At 62.6% G+C, this 17773-nt stretch carries 20 protein-coding genes; 11 read left to right on the top strand and 9 right to left on the bottom strand.

The features are described from left to right. The 3 genes from urtE to UW3_RS0107260 form a co-directional block, all read left to right on the top strand. Positions 1-674 (top strand): urea ABC transporter ATP-binding subunit UrtE (gene urtE / locus UW3_RS26620; protein WP_010221649.1); only part of this gene is annotated, 674 nt, incomplete at its 5' end. A gap of 38 nt (positions 675-712) precedes the next feature. Beyond that, complete coding sequence (locus UW3_RS0107265) at positions 713-1240, top strand: GNAT family N-acetyltransferase (RefSeq protein WP_010221648.1); 528 nt, start codon at positions 713-715, stop codon at positions 1238-1240. Between the two features lie 5 nt (positions 1241-1245). Next, entirely contained in the window at positions 1246-1767 is a 522-nt protein-coding gene (locus tag UW3_RS0107260) for a GNAT family N-acetyltransferase (protein WP_010221647.1), read from the top strand. Between the two features lie 111 nt (positions 1768-1878). On the opposite strand, the gene UW3_RS0107255 is transcribed toward UW3_RS0107260, so the two are convergent. Both UW3_RS0107255 and cbpA read right to left on the bottom strand, forming a co-directional pair. Further along, positions 1879-2184 carry a chaperone modulator CbpM gene (locus tag UW3_RS0107255; RefSeq protein ID WP_010221646.1) on the bottom strand — a complete coding sequence of 102 codons (306 nt, stop codon included), beginning with the start codon at positions 2182-2184 and terminating at the stop codon, positions 1879-1881. 2 nt (positions 2185-2186) lie between these two features. After that, positions 2187-3146: a curved DNA-binding protein gene (cbpA, locus tag UW3_RS0107250; protein WP_010221645.1), complete on the bottom strand. Its 960-nt coding sequence runs from the start codon at positions 3144-3146 to the stop codon at positions 2187-2189. A 160-nt stretch (positions 3147-3306) separates the two neighbouring features. Here cbpA and UW3_RS0107245 point away from each other — a divergent pair, with 160 nt between their 5' ends. Then, a complete protein-coding gene (locus UW3_RS0107245; protein ID WP_010221644.1) occupies positions 3307-4572 on the top strand; it encodes an Hsp70 family protein in 1266 nt (421 codons plus the stop codon). A gap of 57 nt (positions 4573-4629) precedes the next feature. Here the strand turns inward: UW3_RS0107245 and UW3_RS0107240 are convergent, their stop codons facing one another. Then, positions 4630-5637 (bottom strand): AI-2E family transporter, encoded by a 1008-nt coding sequence (locus tag UW3_RS0107240; RefSeq protein WP_010221643.1) that lies wholly within the window; start codon positions 5635-5637, stop codon positions 4630-4632. Between the two features lie 219 nt (positions 5638-5856). On the opposite strand from UW3_RS0107240, the gene UW3_RS0107235 reads away from it, so the two are divergent. Beyond that, complete coding sequence (locus UW3_RS0107235; protein ID WP_145959304.1) at positions 5857-6783, top strand: hypothetical protein; 927 nt, start codon at positions 5857-5859, stop codon at positions 6781-6783. On the opposite strand, the gene UW3_RS0107230 is transcribed toward UW3_RS0107235, so the two are convergent. The 3 genes from UW3_RS0107230 to UW3_RS0107220 all read right to left on the bottom strand — a co-directional run bounded on the left by UW3_RS0107230 (position 6765) and on the right by UW3_RS0107220 (position 8437). Continuing rightward, positions 6765-7175 carry a hypothetical protein gene (locus tag UW3_RS0107230; protein ID WP_010221641.1) on the bottom strand — a complete coding sequence of 137 codons (411 nt, stop codon included), beginning with the start codon at positions 7173-7175 and terminating at the stop codon, positions 6765-6767. The genes UW3_RS0107235 and UW3_RS0107230 overlap by 19 nt on opposite strands. Before the next feature lie 111 nt (positions 7176-7286). Continuing rightward, positions 7287-7568 (bottom strand): PsiF family protein, encoded by a 282-nt coding sequence (locus UW3_RS0107225; RefSeq protein ID WP_010221640.1) that lies wholly within the window; start codon positions 7566-7568, stop codon positions 7287-7289. Positions 7569-7630: 62 nt separating this feature from the next. After that, positions 7631-8437 carry an AraC family transcriptional regulator gene (locus UW3_RS0107220; RefSeq protein WP_010221639.1) on the bottom strand — a complete coding sequence of 269 codons (807 nt, stop codon included), beginning with the start codon at positions 8435-8437 and terminating at the stop codon, positions 7631-7633. Positions 8438-8535: 98 nt separating this feature from the next. Here UW3_RS0107220 and UW3_RS0107215 point away from each other — a divergent pair, with 98 nt between their 5' ends. Then, positions 8536-9429, top strand: a complete 894-nt coding sequence (locus UW3_RS0107215) for a DMT family transporter (RefSeq protein ID WP_026001222.1) — start codon at positions 8536-8538, stop codon at positions 9427-9429. Here the strand turns inward: UW3_RS0107215 and UW3_RS0107210 are convergent. Further along, complete coding sequence (locus UW3_RS0107210; RefSeq protein ID WP_010221637.1) at positions 9410-10300, bottom strand: lipase family alpha/beta hydrolase; 891 nt, start codon at positions 10298-10300, stop codon at positions 9410-9412. The genes UW3_RS0107215 and UW3_RS0107210 overlap by 20 nt on opposite strands. A 123-nt stretch (positions 10301-10423) precedes the next feature. Here UW3_RS0107210 and osmE point away from each other — a divergent pair, with 123 nt between their 5' ends. Together osmE and UW3_RS0107200 are read left to right on the top strand one after the other, a co-directional pair. Beyond that, positions 10424-10777, top strand: a complete 354-nt coding sequence (gene osmE, locus UW3_RS0107205) for an osmotically-inducible lipoprotein OsmE (protein WP_010221636.1) — start codon at positions 10424-10426, stop codon at positions 10775-10777. 90 nt (positions 10778-10867) lie between these two features. Next, entirely contained in the window at positions 10868-11398 is a 531-nt protein-coding gene (locus tag UW3_RS0107200; RefSeq protein ID WP_010221634.1) for a ferritin-like domain-containing protein, read from the top strand. A 44-nt stretch (positions 11399-11442) separates the two neighbouring features. Here UW3_RS0107200 and UW3_RS0107195 read toward each other — a convergent pair whose 3' ends face one another. Further along, on the bottom strand, positions 11443-13503 hold the full coding sequence (locus UW3_RS0107195; RefSeq protein ID WP_010221633.1) for an AsmA family protein: 2061 nt from the start codon (positions 13501-13503) through the stop codon (positions 11443-11445). Between the two features lie 341 nt (positions 13504-13844). Between UW3_RS0107195 and UW3_RS0107190 the strand changes: the two genes are divergently transcribed. The 3 genes from UW3_RS0107190 (at position 13845) to UW3_RS0107180 (ending at position 16297) form a co-directional block, all read left to right on the top strand. After that, the gene (locus UW3_RS0107190) at positions 13845-14246 is read left to right on the top strand and encodes a hypothetical protein (RefSeq protein ID WP_010221632.1); all 402 of its coding nucleotides are present in this window, start codon (positions 13845-13847) and stop codon (positions 14244-14246) included. A gap of 134 nt (positions 14247-14380) precedes the next feature. Next, complete coding sequence (locus tag UW3_RS0107185; protein WP_010221631.1) at positions 14381-15010, top strand: TetR family transcriptional regulator; 630 nt, start codon at positions 14381-14383, stop codon at positions 15008-15010. A gap of 177 nt (positions 15011-15187) precedes the next feature. Continuing rightward, a complete protein-coding gene (locus UW3_RS0107180) occupies positions 15188-16297 on the top strand; it encodes an AGE family epimerase/isomerase (RefSeq protein WP_010221630.1) in 1110 nt (369 codons plus the stop codon). Between the two features lie 84 nt (positions 16298-16381). Here the strand turns inward: UW3_RS0107180 and UW3_RS0107175 are convergent, their stop codons facing one another. Next, positions 16382-17149: an SDR family oxidoreductase gene (locus tag UW3_RS0107175; RefSeq protein WP_010221629.1), complete on the bottom strand. Its 768-nt coding sequence runs from the start codon at positions 17147-17149 to the stop codon at positions 16382-16384. Positions 17150-17773: the final 624 nt, after the last annotated feature.

Raw genomic sequence — 17773 nt, 5'->3', positions numbered from 1 at the left:
AATCCTCCGGCGCCAGCCACATCCTGCGCGGCTTGTCGTTCGAGGCCAAGGTCGGTGAAGTCACCTGCCTGTTAGGCCGCAATGGCGTCGGCAAGACCACCCTGCTGCGCTGCCTGATGGGCCTGCTGCCCACCCGCGAAGGCAGCGTGCACTGGGAAGGCCAGGCGATCACCACACTCAAGCCGCACCAGCGGGTGCACGCCGGCATTGCCTACGTGCCCCAGGGCCGCGAGATTTTCCCGCGCCTGAGCGTCGAGGAGAACCTGCTGATGGGCCTGTCGCGCTTTGGCGCCAGCCAGGCCCACAGCGTGCCGGCGTTCATCTACGAGCTGTTCCCGGTGCTGCTGCAGATGAAACAGCGCCGTGGCGGCGACCTCTCCGGTGGCCAGCAACAACAACTGGCCATCGGCCGCGCCCTGGCCAGCCAGCCGCGCCTGCTGATCCTCGACGAGCCCACCGAAGGCATTCAGCCTTCAGTCATCAAGGAGATCGGCGCGGTCATCAGCACGCTTGCCGCCCGTGGCGACATGGCGATCCTGCTGGTCGAGCAGTTCTACGACTTTGCCGCGGAGCTTGCCGACCAGTACCTGGTGATGTCACGCGGTGAAATCATCCAGGCCGGGCGTGGCGAAAATATGGAAGCCGAGGGTGTGCGCGGCCTGGTAACCATTTAACCTGAGCCGATCACCGTGCCCCTGTTCGAGAACCTGCCATGACTTACCTGTTGCGCGATGCAGTGCCTGCCGACCTGACGGGCATTCGCGATATCTATAACGACGCCGTGCTCAACACCACGGCGATCTGGAACGAGCAAGCGGTCGATCTGGACAACCGCCAAGCCTGGTTCGATGCTCGCCAGGCCCAGGGTTATCCGATCCTGGTGGCGGTGAACGCTGCCAACGAGGTACTCGGCTATGCTTCATTTGGCGACTGGCGGCCGTTCGAAGGTTTTCGCCATACCGTCGAGCACTCGGTGTACATCCGCAGTGACCAGCGCGGCAACGGCCTGGGGCCCAAGCTGATGCAGGCGCTGATCGAACGGGCCCGCGCCTGCAACAAACACGTAATGGTCGCCGCCATCGAAAGCGGCAACGCCGCCTCGATTCGCCTGCATCAGCGCCTGGGCTTCACCCTCAACGGGCAGATGCCCCAGGTCGGGGTGAAGTTTGGTCGCTGGCTGGACCTGACCTTCATGCAATTGATCCTCAGCCCCGATGCCCCGCCCCCGACAATGGAGTGACGCCTGTGAATGCTGCGCAGCTCAATCGTGTGACCCATGAAAGCTTTGCCTACTACCGCGACGGCCTGGTGGCGTTGCTGCTCGATGCCGTGCAACACGGCGCCTCGGTGGGGTTTCTGGCCGATATCGATGCGCAGCAGGCCGAGGGCTATTTCGAGGAGGTGCGCCAGCGCCTGGTCAGCGGTGAGCTGTTGCTGTGGGTGGTGGGCAAGGACAAGGAAGTGCTGGGCAGTGTCCAGCTGGGCTTGTGCCTTAAGCCCAATGGTTTGAACCGGGCTGAAGTGCAAAAGCTGCTGGTGCACAGCGCGGCACGGCACCGGGGCCTTGGCCAGCAACTGATGCAGGCACTGGAAACGACGGCGCGGCAGAAGCAGCGCGGCATGCTGTACCTGGATACCGAAGCAGGCTCGGGGGCCGAAGCTTTTTATCGGTCGCAGGGGTACAGCAAGGCCGGGGAGATTCCTGATTATGCCTGTGGGCCGGACGGGATCTATCGGGCAACGGCGCTGTACTACAAATTGCTCTAGGTCTTCAGGGCCAATCGCCGGCAAGGCCGGCTCCCACAGGGTACTGCATGCACAGGGCCAGTGTGGGAGCCGGCCTTGCCGGCGATCGGTCGCGCAGCGCAGGCAATGAACTCAGCCCTGCACAAACCGCCCCAAACGTTGCCTGAGCATGCTGTTCTCGCTGCGCAGTTGCTGCACTTCCTCCAGCAGCTCCAGGGCCAGCGCGACCCCTTCCCACTCCAGTTGCAGATCGTGGTGCAGCTTGGCCGCGCGCTTGGCCAGCACCGGCGCCTGATCGTCAAACAGCCAGTCTTCCGGCGTTCGCCCGGAAGGCTCGACAATGCCGTGTTCGACGATTTCGATCACGTAGGCCGCCGGCAGATCGGCTTCCTGACAGAGGGTCTGCATGTCCAGTTGAACGACCAGGGTACTGCTCATGATCAGCTACTCCATTGTGTCCTCGGGTTGAATGCGGCCTTTTCCGACAACTTGGTCCACAGCTCGCGGGCGGCGGCATCGGACTGGCTCGGCATCACCACTTTCAATTGCGCGAACAGGTCGCCGCGCTGGCCGTGCTTGTTGCCCAGGCCCATGCCCTTGATCCGCAGGCGCTGACCGTTCTGGCTGTCCGGACGGATGGTCAAGTTGACCTTGCCGGTCAGGGTCGGCATCGCCACCTTGGTGCCCAGCGCGGCCTCCCACGGTGCCAGCGGCACGGTGATGATCAGGTCATGACCTTCGACATCGAACAGCGGATGCGGTGCCATGCGAATGGTCAGGAACAAGTCGCCATTGGCCCCGCCACCGACGCCCGGTGCGCCCTGGCCCTTGAGGCGGATCTTCTCGCCGTCGCTGACGCCGGCCGGGATCTTCACGTTCAGGGTCTTGGTGGTAAAGCCGGTGCGCTGACCACTGGCGTTGTGCTGCGGCACCTGGAAGCTGATCTGCTTGGACTCGCTGGACAGGGTCTCTTCAAGGAAAATCGCCAGTTCCATTTCCACGTCTTGCCCCCGCCGTCCGGCACTGCGTTGCTGGCCGCGGCCAAATGGATTGCCATTGCCACCGCGCGAACCGAAGATCGAGCTGAAGAAATCGGAAAAATCGCCACCGTCACCAAAGCCGCCAGCACCTGCCGAACCGCGGCTTTGCCAGCCTGGCGGGCCCTGGAATGGCCGACCGTGCTGGCCGTATTTGCGCAGTTCGTCGTACTCGGCGCGTTTTTCCGGGCTGCTCAGGGCTTCATAGGCCTCGTTGGCCTCCTTGAATTTCTCCTCGGCGTCACGCTCTTTGCTGACGTCGGGGTGATACTTGCGCGCGAGCTTGCGGTAGGCGGTCTTGATCGCCTTGTCATCCGCCGTCGGCTCTACGCCAAGAATCTTGTAATAGTCTTTGAAGTCCATCTAAGGAATCACCATGGGTTAATCGAATGCTTGTGTAGATTGGGGTCAAGCATAGCCTTTCAAGGTGCCCATGGGTTTGCTGCAAAGCAGATAATCGGTCTTGATTCTGCTGACGGCTGGCATAAACTGCGCGGCCGTTTTTCCCCCGGAAGTACAACCCATGAGTGACGCATCCCCGGCCCGTGCCTGCGGCATCGACTTTGGCACCTCCAACTCCACCGTCGGCTGGCACCGCCCGGGCGTGGAGTCGTTGATCGCCCTGGAAGACGGCAAGATCACCCTGCCGTCGGTGGTGTTCTTCAACATCGAGGAGCGCCGCCCGGTGTACGGCCGCCTGGCCCTGCACGAATACCTCGAAGGCTATGAAGGCCGCCTGATGCGCTCGCTCAAGAGCCTGCTGGGTTCCAAGCTGATCAAGCACGACACCAGCGTGCTGGGTACCGCGCTGCCGTTCAAGGACCTGCTGGGCATGTTCATCGGCGAACTGAAAAAGCGCGCCGAAGCCAATGCCGGCCGGGCCTTCGACGAGGTCGTACTGGGCCGCCCGGTGCATTTCGTCGATGACGACCAGGCCGCCGACCAGGAAGCCGAAGACACCCTGGCGCAAGTCGCGAAGAAGATCGGTTTCAAGCACGTGTCGTTTCAGTACGAACCCATTGCCGCGGCCTTTGACTATGAGTCGAACATCCAGGGCGAAGAGCTGGTGCTGATCGTCGACATCGGCGGGGGTACTTCGGACTTCTCCCTGGTGCGCCTGGCCCCCGAGCGGCACATGCTCGATGACCGCCAGCAAGACATCCTCGCCACCGGTGGCGTGCACATCGGCGGTACCGACTTCGACAAGCAGCTGAGCCTGCAGGGCGTGATGCCGCTGTTCGGCTACGGCAGCCGGATGAAAAGCGGTGCCTTCATGCCCACCAGCCACCACATGAACCTGGCCACCTGGCACACCATCAACTCGGTGTACTCGCAAAAATCCCAGCTGGCCCTGGGCAGCATGCGCTACGACATCGAAGACACCGACGGCATCGACCGCCTGTTCAAGCTGATCGAACAGCGCGCCGGGCACTGGCTGGCGATGGAAGTGGAAGAAACCAAGATCGAGCTGACCCACAACGAGCGCCGCCTGGTCGACCTCAAGCGGGTCGAGCCAGGCCTCAGCGTCGAGCTGAGCCGAGCGCTGTTCGAGGAGTCGATCGACAACCTGCTCGAGCGCGTGCGCGGCAGTGTCAGCGAGTTGCTGGCCAAGGCCGGCGTCGGCGTCGCGCAGGTCGACACGGTGTTCTTCACCGGCGGTTCCAGCGGCATCCCGGCCTTGCGCCAGAGCGTGGCGGCGATGCTGCCCAATGCCCGCCATGTCGAAGGCAATATCTTCGGCAGCATTGGCAGCGGCTTGGCGATCGAGGCGCGCAAGCGTTACGGTTGAGATAGCCGGGGCCGCGTTGCGGCCCTTTCGCCGGCAACGCCGGCGCTAGCCTTCAGTTCACACCAGCTCTTGCTGGCGCAACTCACTCTTCAGGTAGGCGTAGTAAATCGGCCCCGCCACCACCCCCGGCAAGCCGAACGCCGCCTCGCATACCAGCATCGCCAGCAGCAATTCCCACGACTTGGCACTGATCTGCCCGCCGACGATCCGCGCGTTGAGGAAGTACTCGACCTTGTGGATAACGATCAGGTAACCGAGCGCCGCCATCGCCACCCAGATCGACAACGACAGGCCGACGATGGTGATCAGGGTGTTGGACATCAGGTTGCCGATCACCGGCAGCAAGCCGAGCAGGAAGGTCAGCACGATCAGGGTCTTGGTCAGCGGCAGGTGCACGCCGAACAGCGGCAGTACCACGGCAAGGAAGATGCCGGTGAAGAAGGTGTTGAGCAGGGAAATCTTGATCTGCGCGAAGACAATGTTGCGAAACGCCTGCACCAACAGCGCCAGACGGTTGAACAACGCCGCCGCCAGAGGCTTGCGCTTGGAGATGTCGGGGATGCGCTGCAGGGCGACAATGGCGCCGAGGATCATGCCGATCAGCAGGGTGACGAACATGTGCGCCGCGCCCTTGCCCACCAGTTGCAGCTCACCCAGGTGGGTCTTGAGCCATTCGCCGATGGCCACTTTGAACTCCGAGGCGCTGGCCGGCAGGTAGGCATCGATGAACGGCGGCAACTGCCCGCGGGCCTGGTCGACCAGCAGCATGAACTTGTCCAGGGATGCCCCGGGGTTTTCCGCTTCATGCAGCAAGAAACTGATGGCGCCGGCGAACAGCAGGGTCAGGGTGCTGACCACCAGGGTGCCGAGCAACGCCACCGCCAGCCAACGCGCCCGTTGCCCGGCAATCAGGTGCTGCAGTTTGGGGGTGAGCATGTTGACCAGTTCGAACACCAGCAGACCGGCCAGCAGGCTCGGCAACAACTTGAGCGGCAACACCAGCAACAGGCCGGAGAAGACGATGATCCAACTGGCCAGGGTGATCTGGCGCGGAGTAAAGGTCATACAACCTCGAAAGGCGACGGCATGGAAAACCGGCAGTCTGCCAGCCTTCGCCCGGCAGGCATAGTGGCATGCAGCGGCACTGCGGCTGGCAATGCCGTTGTGATGTTTCTATGATTGCCGCCCCCCGATGGAATGGTAGCGTCTCGCAGCGCATTCGCAGGTAAGCGAAACAGGAGTCCCTCTGTGCCTTCCCACCTTCAAGGCAAAGAGTTCCAGACCATGCGCAAACTGCTTGTCCTGCTTCCGCTGATGCTGCTTGGCGGCTGTTCGGAAGATTTCGCCACCCTGCATTTCGCGCAGCCGGTAAGCGCCTACTATGGCGACCTCAGGCCGCAATACGGCGATGACCTGTACCAGGCCATCCTGGCACTGAAAATCGATCCAAAAGACATCGAGGTCGAGCTTGACGATGACCACCGGCAGAACTTGCTGATCAACGTCTCACGCTCGCTCGATGCCGGTAAGCGCCAAGCCCTGCGCGAGTTGTTCGATGAAATTCCCCGGGCTCGCGCCGCCGCTTCCTGGGAAGTCGATGTCACCCTTGAACCGCACGCGCCGGGCGCCAGGTTCGACGGTTTTAGCGAGGCGGTCAAAAGCATCCAGGGGCCAGTCACCCTGCAGCTCAAGCTTGGCAATCGTATCGAAGCGCTTTCCAGTGCCACGCTGCGCGAGCGCACGCTTGCCGCCGAGAACAACAGTGAAGTGTCGAGCATCATCACCTGTCACGTGCTGGCCGAGGTGTCCGGTGGCCCATTCAAGTTCAGGTCGATCGTGCAGCGCGACGATGGCCCACCGGAACGCGCGCAGGTCATTATCGAGTACGCGCCGATGCATTTCGCCCAACTGCCGGCACGCTTCGACTTCAAGGACCCGACCCTGCGGGAGAGAATTCACAACGGCCAGGTCAAGGCCTGGCAAGCCGAGGGGACGCCGCAGCGCAGCCCGTGGCGCCCCTTCGAGATGGCCTTCGAGATCGGCTCGCTGGGCAAGCAGAGCCTGAACTTGAATCCGGGCAAGGACCTGCGTATCGGCATGCTCCAGGGCGACTGCCGGGACCTGGCCAACCGCGCCGGCCGGCCATTCTCGCTGTTTATCGGCGAGGGCCTGGACCGGCTCGAGTCGGTGACTTACGCCGCCGACGACTGAAGCTGGTCGCGAAAGGCTTCAGCGTTCTCGACATTGAAGCGGCTGAGGCGGCGCGCGCCGCTGAAGTCAACGATCAGGCGATTGCACAGCAACAGGTTCTGCACCTTGACCTCGGTGATCTCCTCCACTGGCACCGACACCCGGTACTGCTTGCCGTCGAAATAGTGCACCTTGCCCTCTTCCAGGCTCAGGCTGGTGGCAATTTCCTTGCCGCAGATCATGTTGAACAGGGCGGTGACCGACAACAGGGTCAGCAGGCTGAAAAAGGCCAGGTCACTGCCGTCGATCCAGTAGTTGATCGTGGCAATCGAGTAGAGGAAAAACGCTGCGGCAAAGAACGCCGAGCAGCCGAGCAACAGATGCTGGCGCGAGAAGTTGAAGTCCGTTTTCATGAAGATCCTGGCGATGAAGTGTGCAGGATGAACCACCCTGCCCGGGCCGCGGATCATAGGGGGGTGGCGACAGGCTCGCAAGGATCTCGGGCCTGCCGCCAGCAGCAGACGTTACTTTTTCTTCAGGCAGTCGCTCATGTAGGCCTTGCGCTCATCGCCCTTGAGCGCCTTGGTGGTGGCGTCGGCGTTGCAGGTTTTCATTTTCTCCTGCTGGGTCGCCGGCTTGGCTTTCAGGCAGTCGCTCATGAACGCCTTGCGCTCGTCCCCCTTGAGCGCCTTGGTGGTGGCATCGGCATTACAGGTTTTCATTTTTTCCTGTTGCGCCGTGGCGGCAAATCCTTGGGAACACATCAGCAAACCCAGCAACAGCAACGGCACACGCACCATCTTCATGGCGTTTTCTCCTGGTCGCCGCGCACCACGCGCAGCTCTGGCGAGAGTGTAGACAAATATGGTTACAAACCTCCAGCACGCGGCTCTTCGGCCCGCGCTTGCCGCCGGTATTGCTCGGGCGTGCAGTGGGCCTGGCGCTGGAACATGGCGATGAAGGCCGAGGCGCTGCTGTAGCCCAGGTCGAAGGCAATCTGCTGAATCGGCAGGTTCTGTTCCAGCGCCTCGATGGCGCGCAAAAAGCGCAGGCGCAGGCGCCACTCGCCAAAGCTCATGCCCAGCTCGCGGATGAACTGGCGGGCCAGGGTGCGTTCGCTGACATGCAGGCTGGCGGCCCAATGGCCGAGCGGGCGATTGTCACCGGGCTGGGCATGCAGGGCCTGCAGCACCTCGCTCAGGCCGGCGCTGCGCGCGTATGGCAGGTAGCAGGTCTGGGTCGGTGCGCGGCGTAACTGGTCGACCAGCACCTGGGCCAGACGCTGGTCGGCCTGATCCTGCGCCACCTTGACGTCACGGGCGGCGAAGTCGCCGAGGATGGCCTTGAGGATCTCGCTGATCACCAGGGTGCAGGGGGCATCAGGCAGGCCCTGGCACAGCTCGCGATCCAGATAGACCGAGCGGTAGACAATGGCCTGCGGGTTGTAGCAGCTGTGCTCGGTATCCGGCGGCACCCACACCGCATAGTGCGGTGGCGAGATGAAGCGCTGGCCGTCGATCTCCAGGTGCATGATGCCATGGGCCGCATAGTTGAGCTGGCCCCAGGCGTGCCGGTGCGCGGCGCTGTGGGTGTCGGCGCCGAATTCGTCGTAACGAAAGTACACCGGGGCCGGCAAGACCTCGAATTGCGGGATTTCTACGTACTTTATCGCCATGCTGTCTGGATCTATGCGTAGGTTGTCTGGATGCAAGTATAAGCAACAGGACAGACAAGCGGATAATGGCCGCCTGTTCCCTCAAGAGTTTCTGTTTCATGAATTATGCGTTTCCGTTGCTGGCGATCTTCATCTGGGCCGGCAATACCGTGGTCACCAAGATGTCTGCCGGGGCGATCTTCCCGGCCGAAATCGGCTTCTATCGCTGGCTGCTGGCAGGCCTGTTGTTCACCCCGTTCCTGCTGCGCCCGGTGCTGCGCAACTGGGCGGCCATTGGCCCGAACCTGGGCAAGGTCTTCATCCTCGGCGTATTGGGCATGGCGGTGTACCAGAGCCTGGCCTACTTCGCCGCCGCCATCACCAGCGCCACCAACATGGGCATCATCCTTTCGCTGATGCCGCTGATGTCCCTGGCCCTGGCGATCATCAGCCTCGGTCAGCGGCTGACCATCGGCGCGCTGATCGGGGCGCTGGTGTCGTTCATCGGTGTGCTGGTGGTGGTGTCGGCGGGCGATCTGGCGGTGCTGGCGCAACACGGGGTCAACGGCGGCGATGCGCTGATGCTGATCGCCACCCTGGCCTACGCGGTGTACAGCACCCTGCTGAAAAAGTGGCAGCTGCGTATTCCGCCGTTGCAACTGCTGTACCTGCAGGTGCTGGTGGCGATCATCGTATTGCTCCCGCTGTTCCTGTTCTCGGCAAAGACCGGCCTGGGCGCGGGCAACATCGGCCTGGTGATCTATGCCTGCGTTCTGGCCTCGATGATCGCGCCGCTGGCCTGGATGCAGGCGGTCAGCCGCCTGGGCCCGAGCCGCACGACCCTGTTCTTCAACCTGTTGCCAGCGGTGACGGCGGTGATCGCCGCCGGGGTGCTGGGTGAGCAACTGGCCCTTTATCACCTGGTGGGCGGGGTCTTGACCCTGGTCGGGGTGATCCTTGCCGAACGCTGGAAAACACCCCTGCGCCGCGCGACTATAGCCCCGCAGCCTTGAGCCTGGCGGCATGCTCGGTGAACAGCCGCACCGGCTCCGCGCCCTTGCCCACCGCCCCTAGCGACTGGTTGACGATGTCCAGGTGATCGAGCGGATAGTCATCACCGATCACCTGGCCCAGGTGCGAACTGAAGCGCCCGACCATACCGTCACACTGGCCCTTTTCCCGCACGAACGTGCGGGCGAACAGGCGGCAAAAGCGGTTGCTGCCGTCCAGGCGGTTGAGGCCGCGGTCGGTCCGCCCCGGTTGCAGGGTGCCGGACCAGGAGTAGTAACGCACACCATTGACCTCGGCCGGGCCCTCACCGCCCCAGGTGGTTGGCAGGCCCTGTGGATAAGCCTGGTTGAACAACGCCACCCCGGCGCTGGTCAGGGAGTGGTGCGAAGCGTGCACGTCGATCGGCAGTTTCGGCCCACGCCAGCCAGTCTCCAGCCAGCCCATCAACACCCCCAAGCCATGCAACAGTGCTGTGAGCAGGCGGCCACGAACAGAATCGGCCGGGTAGTGTTCGAGCAGGTAATCGGCCAGTTCCGAGCCATGGTTGGGGCCGGCGATCGAGGTAACCGAGGCAACCCATTCCGGCCGCTTGGCCGCAGCGTAGCGCGCGGTCAGGGCGCCCTGGCTGTGGCCCAGCAGGTTGACCTTGTCGGCCCCTGTACGCTGGCGAATACCTTCGATGATCAACAGCAACTGCTCGCCGCGCACCTCACTCGAGTTGAGCGCTGACACCTGCACGGCAAACACCTTGGCGCCGCCCCGGCGCAACGCCGAAACGATACCGAACCAGTAGGGATACAACAGCAAGCGAACAAACCCGAGCATGCCCGGCACCAACACCAGTGGATAACGCGTGGCGAGCCCTTGGGCCATGGCTGCATTCCCCGTTCCGTGGACAGTCGGCCAACCCTACAGGCAATTCGATGGCAATCGCAATCGAACTCCCGCCGCTCGCTGGGGTTCCAAGCCAATAGACCCTCAGCAAGGAGCTCAACCATGTACAAACATACCCTGGCCATTCTGCTGACCACCGCCACCCTGGCCGCCTGCGGCAGCCGTCCTGAGAACCCGGTGGACTACGTCACCTACCACGAGGAACCGCTGGTCAAACAGGTCGAGAACGGCATGACCATGCAGCGGGTGATCGCCATTGGCGGCAGCCCGTCGACGGTGATCGACCTGCCCCACGGCGGCACCTGCAACAATTACATCCTCAACCGTGACGGCAAGCAGCAGGCCTACTACGTACGCTTCGATGCCACTGGCCATGTCGACGCCAAGGGCTTCAAGACCTGCGAACAGCGCCAGGTCGATGACGATGCCGTCGAGAAGGCCAAGGCCAAGCTATAAAACTTTTCCGCCTGCCGGGGACTCACAGCCTAAGTAACCAGCGCGCCGACAGAGCGTGAAGATCTATCCATTTTCAGCCTGGAGATGATGATGAGCAACGTTGAACTGACCGATGTTAAAACCTTGCGTGAACGCGCCCGCCAGCATGTCGAGCAGGGCGCGGTGACCGAGGGCTACAGCGCCGACCGGGAGAAAATCCTGCGCCTGCTCAACGAGTCGCTGGCCACCGAGTGGGTCTGCGCCCTGCGCTACAAGCGCCACTACTACATGGCCAGCGGGATCAAGGCCAGTGTCGCCGCCGACGAGTTCCTCGAGCACGCCACCCAGGAGCTGGAGCACGCCGACAAGCTGGCCGAGCGCATTGTCCAGCTGGGCGGCGAACCGGACCTGAACCCGGACAACCTGAGCAAGAACTCCCATGCCCAGTACGTCGCCGGCAGCAACCTCAAGGAAATGGTCCTGGAAGACCTGATCGCCGAGCGGATCGCCATCGACAGCTACCGCGAGATCATCCAGTACATCGGCGAGAGCGACCCGACCACCCGGCGCATCTTCGAAGACATCCTGGCCCAGGAAGAAGAGCACGCCGACGACATGGCGGATTTGCTGCAAGGCCTCTGATCACCTCCCGCCAAAGGGCCGCGAAGCGGCCCCGCCCCTCACAATTACCCCGCCTTCACCGCCCGCGGTGCCTTGCCAGCCTTCATCTGCTCCAGCAACGGCGTGCACTGGTTGGGTACATCGCCACTTGGCGCAATCAACGCCAGCAAACCGGCTGCCGGGCCGGCAACCACGCCCAACGCCACCATCCCCGCCCCCCGCAGCGCTAGCGGCAGCGCCTGCACGCCAGCACTGGGCTTGGCAAACGGCCCGCGCACATACAGCGGCGAGCGCAACGAGAACAGGCGCACGCCCTTGGACTCGGGGTTAATCTTCAGGTCCAGCTGCTCGCTGGCAAAGTTGGCCGTGCCATCGATGTAGACGATCGCGTTCTCGGTGTCGAAGACGAACACCCGGGTCGTGGCCAGGCCATCCTTGATACCGAAATCGGCCGCCGCGCAGTTGATCTTCACTTCCTTGTCGCCAAACAGCTTGCCGACCACGTAGTTGCCGACGTTGAGCCCGGCGATCTCCATCAGTCCGCGGCTGATCGCACCATCGTTGATGAGCATTTTCAGGTCGCCATTGGCGGTGGCCAGCAAGGCCGCGACCGAGTTGCCGAGCCCGCTGATGTCGGCGTCGCCATTGAGCTCGCCGAAGCTGGTCTTCATCGGCTCGAAGGTCGGGAACAGTTGCTTGAGCTTGAAGTTGCGCGCACTCAATTGCGCCCTGCCCTGCAGCGGCACGCTGCGGCCATCGAGGCGCACCTGGGCGTCGAGCTTACCGCCGGCGATGCCAAAGCGCAGCGGCTCCAGGCGCAGCACACCGTCATCGAGGACGAAGTGGCTGGACAGGTCAGTGAACGGCAACTCGGCACTGTGCACGATGCGTTTGCCGCTGAAGGTCACGTCGGCGTCCATGGTCCGCCAGCGTTCGGTACGAAACTCCTCGACCGGCAACACCTTGCCCGCCGGTTGCTTGCTGGCACCGCCGCGGGCTTTCTGCTGGGCGTTGGAGTCAGCGCCGATCAGCGGCGCCAGGTCCTTGAATAACAACTGGTTGGACACCAGCTTGCCGGTCAGCTTGGGCCTCGGTTGGCTGGCGACGAACGCCAGGTCGCCATGGATATCGCTGTCGCCGATCTTGCCATTGAAGCCTTCATAGCGAAATACCGCGCCGCCCGGTTCATGCAGCTTGGCGGTCAGATGACCGTCGGTGGCGTAGGGCGGCGAATCAGGCAGGGTCACGCCGGTCAGCGGATACAGGTTACCGAGGCTTGCGCCCGACAGCCGCAGGCGCAGGTCGAGGGCACCGAGGTTGCGCGGGTCGGTCAGGGTGCCAGCGACGGCGATGCGGGTATCGCCAATGGCCATGTCTGCCTGCAGTGGGAACGGCTGCGAGGCGTCCTGCAGGGCCAGCAAACCGCCGATCTTGCCGGTACCGGCCAATGTCTGGCCTTTATAGCGACCCTTGACCATGAGGCCGAAGGCGTAGTCCTGGGCACTGCCGGCCTTCTGCGCTGAAGCCTTGCCGACGATGTCGCTGAACGGAATCGGTTTGCCCAGCGGGTCGATCAGTACGTCCAGACGGGTTTTCAAGGTCTGGTCATCAACACTGACCTGGCCCTTGTCGAAGCCGATGGCGCCGATGTCCAGCACCCACTCCGATGGTTGGGCCTGCTCATCCTTGGGGCCGAAATCGAAGGTCCAGTTGGCACGACCGTCGGCCAGACGCTTGAGGCTGGCGGTCGGCTGGTTGAGGTCGATGCGCGGAATGACGATCCGCTGCACCAGCAGCGGCAGCGGCGCCAGGCGGAACTCGACGCGCTTGAGGCCGACCATCTGTGGCTCCTTGAGCCAGTCCGGGTTGCCCAGGGTCAGGTCTTCGGCGATGAAATGCGGCCATGGCAACCAGGCGCGCCAACCACCCTGCTCCAGCTCGCGCTGCCAGCGCACCGTCAGGTTACCGTTGATAGCGAAGGGCCGGTGCAGCGCTTCGGAGACCTTGGCATTGAGGGTGGGCTTGACCCGGTTCCAGTCGAACGTGGCGATGACGATCACCAGTACGGCCAGGACCAGCAGCAGGCTGGCGAGGGTCCAGGTGATGAGTTTGGCGGGGCGCGTCATTGCACGATTCTCCTGATGACTGCATGGCAAAAAGCGGGCGCGTTGATGGCACTTATCTCTTCGGACTGATGAAAAGCCGAGGGGTTTAATGGATCAGCCATGATATCGAGGTTTTTTCTGACCTCTCTCTCAACTTTTGTTGATCGTTACCCCATCCGCCAGCCCCGCCAACGGCCTCAGCAGCGCTGCTCATCGCGCCGTAACCAGCTAGCTAGAGCGGTCGCGGTAAAACATCAATTCCGTTGATTGTTACCATTATCTTTATGAACTTTTATCTGGCGTGTCCCGGCGTAGCATTGGCTCCGTACCCACTTTCCAGCCCCGCCGAGGAGCACCGAATCATGAAACGCCAATTACTGCTGAGCCTGTCCCTGTCCATTCTGGCCGCCAACGCCTTTGCCGTTCCCGCCGCCGACCAAGCCCTGAGCGCCGAATCGCGCTCGAGCTCGACGGTGATTTCGCAGCCACTGAACCCGCTGGCTGAAGGCGGTTCGGATCGCGTACTGGAACGCAACAACCGTGTCGCTGAAGGCGGCTCCGATCGCGTACTGGAGCGTAACAACCGTGTCGCCGAAGGCGGCGCCGATCGCCTGAATGACCGGGTCAAAGTTGCCGAGGGTGGTTCTGATCGCCTGAAACAGTATTACAAAGTAGCCGAAGGTGGTTCTGACCGTCTGAAAGCACGCTTCGAGGTCGCAGAAGGTGGCGCTGATCGCCTGATCGAAATCCAACGCGCGAGCTGAAGCCTATGCCAGACAACAAGACTCACCAATGCTGTAGCGGCTCCCCTCCCAGCCCGGTCCATTGACCGGGCTTTGTTTTTCCGGCGCCAGCCTATTAGAGTGCAGGGCTGTTTCACTGCCTGCCGATACTTGCCATGCTGCCGCGCGCCGAACAAAAGCAACAGACCCGCCACGCCCTGCTGGATGCCGCCCGCCACCTGATGGAAAGCGGTCGAGGTTTCGGCAGCATCAGCCTGCGTGAAGTGGCGAAAACCGCAGGTATCGTCCCGACCGGCTTTTACCGGCATTTCTCCGACATGGACCAACTGGGCCTGGCCCTGGTCAATGAAGTCGGCGAAACCTTTCGCCAGACCATCCGCCTGGTACGCCAGAACGAATTCGAGCTCGGCGGCATCACCGACGCCTCGGTGCGGATCTTTCTCGATGTGGTAGCGGCCAACCGCGCCCAGTTTCTGTTCCTGGCCCGCGAGCAATATGGCGGTTCGCAACCGGTGCGCCAGGCCATCGGTACCTTGCGTCAAGGCATCAGCTCGGACCTGGCTACCGACCTTGCGCGTATGCCGCGTTGGCAGCACCTGGACGCCGCAGCCCTGGCGGTGATGGCCGACCTGGTGGTGAAAACCGTGTTCGCCACCCTGCCGGAACTGATCGATGAGCCGAGCGACAATACCGCCGTGCCAATCAGCGCCCAGGAAAAAATCACCCAGCAGCTGCGCTTCATCTTTGTCGGCGCCAAGCACTGGCAGGGGCTCAGCACCCTGTAGGCAGTCTGTTCTGGGGCTGCTTCGCAGCCCATCGCCGGCAAGGCCGGCTCCCACAGAGATCACTGCCCCCACCGAAGTCCTGTGGGAGCTGGCCTTGCCAGCGATGAGGCCGGCAAAGTCCCCGCCGTTTCCTGCTACCATTGCGCGCAAACGCACTGACCGCGACGAACTTTCTCCATGCCCGACCTTCGTACTGCCCAGCCTCAACTGCCCGCCCTGCTCGCCGAGGTCCAGGCGCACTTTGCCCAGCGCATCGTGCCGCTGTGGCAAGGCCCGGGCTGGAATGCAGAGATGGCCCTGCCCTTCGAAGCCCTCGACTCGCAGCAGCAGCCATTGCCTGCGCAGCGCTACCGGGCCATGGCCTGCGCGCGCCAGCTGTACCTGTTCAGCAGCCGCATCGAGCAGCCCGGCGCCAGCGAGCGCGCCGCGGCTCTGTTTCGCTCGTTGCAGCGGCACTTCCATGATGCCGAACACGGCGGCTGGTTCTACAGTATCGATGCCCAGGGCAAGCCGCTGGACCGGCGCAAGGACCTCTACACCCACGCCTTTATCGTCTTCGCCTGCGCGCATTACTGGGGCAAGGTTCGCGAGCCACTGGTCGAATCGACCCTCAATGCCGCGCTGGAAGTGGTGGCCGTGCAGTTCGCCCGCGATGACGGCCTGTACGAAGCGAGCCTTGGCGAAGATTGGTCGGACCTGGCCAGCGGCCCGCTGCAAAACCCGCTGATGCACCTGGCCGAAGCCTTCCTTGCCACCCTGGCAGTGCGTGACGATGAAGCCGTTCAACACGCGCTGGAAACCCTGGCAGCGGCCATGCAGATGCACTTCATCGATCCCGATCACGGGGTGATGCTGGAAAAACCGCGCGGCGCTGTGGATAACTGGTTCGAACCGGGTCACCAGTTCGAATGGTTCTACTTGCTGGAGTCTTCGCCGCGGCTACGCGGTGGTGAGTTGCATGGGTCGCTCAGCCGGGCATTCATCTATGCCGAGCAATGCGGGGTGAAGGACACCGCGGTGCTGGCAATGCTCAGCGCCGAAGGCCAGGTGCGCGACGCTACCCAGCGCATCTGGGCCCAGGCTGAATACCTGCGCGCCCTGACCTTGCGCCCGGAGAGCGCCGCCACGGTGCTGGCCCAGCTCAAGGCGCTGCAACAGAACTTCCTGCATGCCGGTGGCTGGTATGAGTGCCGGGATGCCAGTGGCAAGGTCAGCCGCTTCGATATGCCATCGACTACGCCTTACCATCTGGCGACGTGCCTGGAAGGCTTGCAGCGTCAGGTCTGACGCTATCGCCGGCAAGACCGGCTCCCACAACGGCCCTGGTGGCCTGAACCCCCTGTGGGAGCTGGCTTGCCAGCGATTAGGCCCTCACGCCTTGCCCGAACGATCGATAGAGAAACCCGCCCACGCCTGACTGACCGGCATCAGCTCAAGGCTGTTGATGTTGATGTGCGCCGGCTGGTTCATGATCCAGAAGATGGTCTCGGCGATATCCTGCGGCTGGATTGGCTCGGCCCCGGCATAGGTGGCGTCGTAACGCGCCTGGTCGCCACCGAAACGCACCAGCGAGAACTCGCTCTCGCACAGGCCCGGCTCGATGTTGCTCACCCGCACGCCAGTGCCCTGCAGGTCGCAGCGCAGGCTCAACGAGAACTGCCCGACGAACGCCTTGGTGCCGCCATACACGTGGCTACCCGGGTACGGATAGTTACCGGCCACCGAGCCGACGTTGAGGATGGTCGCACCACGGCCATGGGCGATCAGCCGTGGCAGCAGCAAGCGGGTGCTGTACATCAGGCCCTTGATGTTGGTGTCGACCATGGTTTCCCAGTCATCCAGATCACACTTGGGCGCCGGGTCCGCGCCCAGGGCCAGGCCTGCGTTGTTGATCAGCCCGCGCAGCTTGGCGAACGACGGCGGCAGGTTGGCGATGGCTTCTTCCATGGCCTTGCGGTCACGCACATCAAGCACCAGGCCGTGCACTTCGGTCAGCTGGGACAGCTCGGCGCACAGCGCTTGCAGGCGCTCCTGACGGCGACCGGTGAGCACCAGCGACCAGCCGGCTTCAGCAAAACGACGGGCGCAGGCTTCACCGAAGCCGGATGTTGCGCCAGTGATGAAAACGGTAGAGGTCATGCGGGTCTCCTTGATGAGGCTGATCACAGGGTTTTCAGCATGCCCACCATCGCATCCGGCAGCAAGCCATTCGGTTTACTGTACAAAAATCGATCAAACCTTGGAAAGGCCCGGTATAGAAGGCCTGCGGCAAACTTTGCTCATCTTATCCACAAGCCCTTCCACAAAATCCGGGGGCAACTTGAAAACCCTGAAAGCCATGTAATCCGGGCCTTGCGCAAGTATTTTCCTTGACCTTGGGCGCTGGCCTTGACCTCAGGGCCGTGGCGCGCGCTCACGGCGCGGATTTCCATGATGGCTCCAGGCCTGTAACTACGCTGTGTACGTCGATCTTTCCAAGGCTTGCCCACAGAGTTATCCACAGGCATTTGGAGCCCGTTAATCGCTATTTGCACTAAGGACAAAACACTTGACAAACCCTGATGCGAACGCCGGAAAAAAACCTGATCAAAAAACAACCACAAGCCTGAAGGCCTTGTAAATAAAGGTCTACAGCAAGCTGCACCCAAGTTACCCACAGTCGCTTCCACACCAATGGTGGACAACTCAAAAGCTGATAAAACAGCCAGTTAAAGCGACTTTCTGTCGCGCCCAAAAGAACGTTACTGCAAGGTTTTCCACAAA

Origin of the sequence: Pseudomonas donghuensis, assembly GCF_000259195.1 — a bacterium.
Lineage (GTDB): Bacteria > Pseudomonadota > Gammaproteobacteria > Pseudomonadales > Pseudomonadaceae > Aquipseudomonas > Aquipseudomonas donghuensis.
The sequence above is the reverse complement of the archived record's forward strand: the minus strand, read 5'-3'. Positions and strand labels throughout refer to the sequence as shown.

What these genes read in the sequence shown, in the direction of transcription:
- osmE (WP_010221636.1), top strand. Translation starts at nt 10,424, where the DNA reads ATGTACAAACATACCCTGGCCATTCTGCTGACCACCGCCACCCTGGCC.
- UW3_RS0107185 (WP_010221631.1), top strand. Translation starts at nt 14,381, where the DNA reads ATGCTGCCGCGCGCCGAACAAAAGCAACAGACCCGCCACGCCCTGCTG.
- UW3_RS0107190 (WP_010221632.1), top strand. Translation starts at nt 13,845, where the DNA reads ATGAAACGCCAATTACTGCTGAGCCTGTCCCTGTCCATTCTGGCCGCC.
- UW3_RS0107175 (WP_010221629.1), bottom strand. Translation starts at nt 17,149, where the DNA reads ATGACCTCTACCGTTTTCATCACTGGCGCAACATCCGGCTTCGGTGAA.
- UW3_RS0107240 (WP_010221643.1), bottom strand. Translation starts at nt 5,637, where the DNA reads ATGACCTTTACTCCGCGCCAGATCACCCTGGCCAGTTGGATCATCGTC.
- UW3_RS0107195 (WP_010221633.1), bottom strand. Translation starts at nt 13,503, where the DNA reads ATGACGCGCCCCGCCAAACTCATCACCTGGACCCTCGCCAGCCTGCTG.
- UW3_RS0107265 (WP_010221648.1), top strand. Translation starts at nt 713, where the DNA reads ATGACTTACCTGTTGCGCGATGCAGTGCCTGCCGACCTGACGGGCATT.
- UW3_RS0107245 (WP_010221644.1), top strand. Translation starts at nt 3,307, where the DNA reads ATGAGTGACGCATCCCCGGCCCGTGCCTGCGGCATCGACTTTGGCACC.
- UW3_RS0107200 (WP_010221634.1), top strand. Translation starts at nt 10,868, where the DNA reads ATGAGCAACGTTGAACTGACCGATGTTAAAACCTTGCGTGAACGCGCC.
- UW3_RS0107230 (WP_010221641.1), bottom strand. Translation starts at nt 7,175, where the DNA reads ATGAAAACGGACTTCAACTTCTCGCGCCAGCATCTGTTGCTCGGCTGC.
- UW3_RS0107220 (WP_010221639.1), bottom strand. Translation starts at nt 8,437, where the DNA reads ATGGCGATAAAGTACGTAGAAATCCCGCAATTCGAGGTCTTGCCGGCC.
- UW3_RS0107180 (WP_010221630.1), top strand. Translation starts at nt 15,188, where the DNA reads ATGCCCGACCTTCGTACTGCCCAGCCTCAACTGCCCGCCCTGCTCGCC.
- UW3_RS0107215 (WP_026001222.1), top strand. Translation starts at nt 8,536, where the DNA reads ATGAATTATGCGTTTCCGTTGCTGGCGATCTTCATCTGGGCCGGCAAT.
- UW3_RS0107235 (WP_145959304.1), top strand. Translation starts at nt 5,857, where the DNA reads ATGCGCAAACTGCTTGTCCTGCTTCCGCTGATGCTGCTTGGCGGCTGT.
- UW3_RS0107255 (WP_010221646.1), bottom strand. Translation starts at nt 2,184, where the DNA reads ATGAGCAGTACCCTGGTCGTTCAACTGGACATGCAGACCCTCTGTCAG.
- cbpA (WP_010221645.1), bottom strand. Translation starts at nt 3,146, where the DNA reads ATGGACTTCAAAGACTATTACAAGATTCTTGGCGTAGAGCCGACGGCG.
- UW3_RS0107225 (WP_010221640.1), bottom strand. Translation starts at nt 7,568, where the DNA reads ATGAAGATGGTGCGTGTGCCGTTGCTGTTGCTGGGTTTGCTGATGTGT.
- UW3_RS0107210 (WP_010221637.1), bottom strand. Translation starts at nt 10,300, where the DNA reads ATGGCCCAAGGGCTCGCCACGCGTTATCCACTGGTGTTGGTGCCGGGC.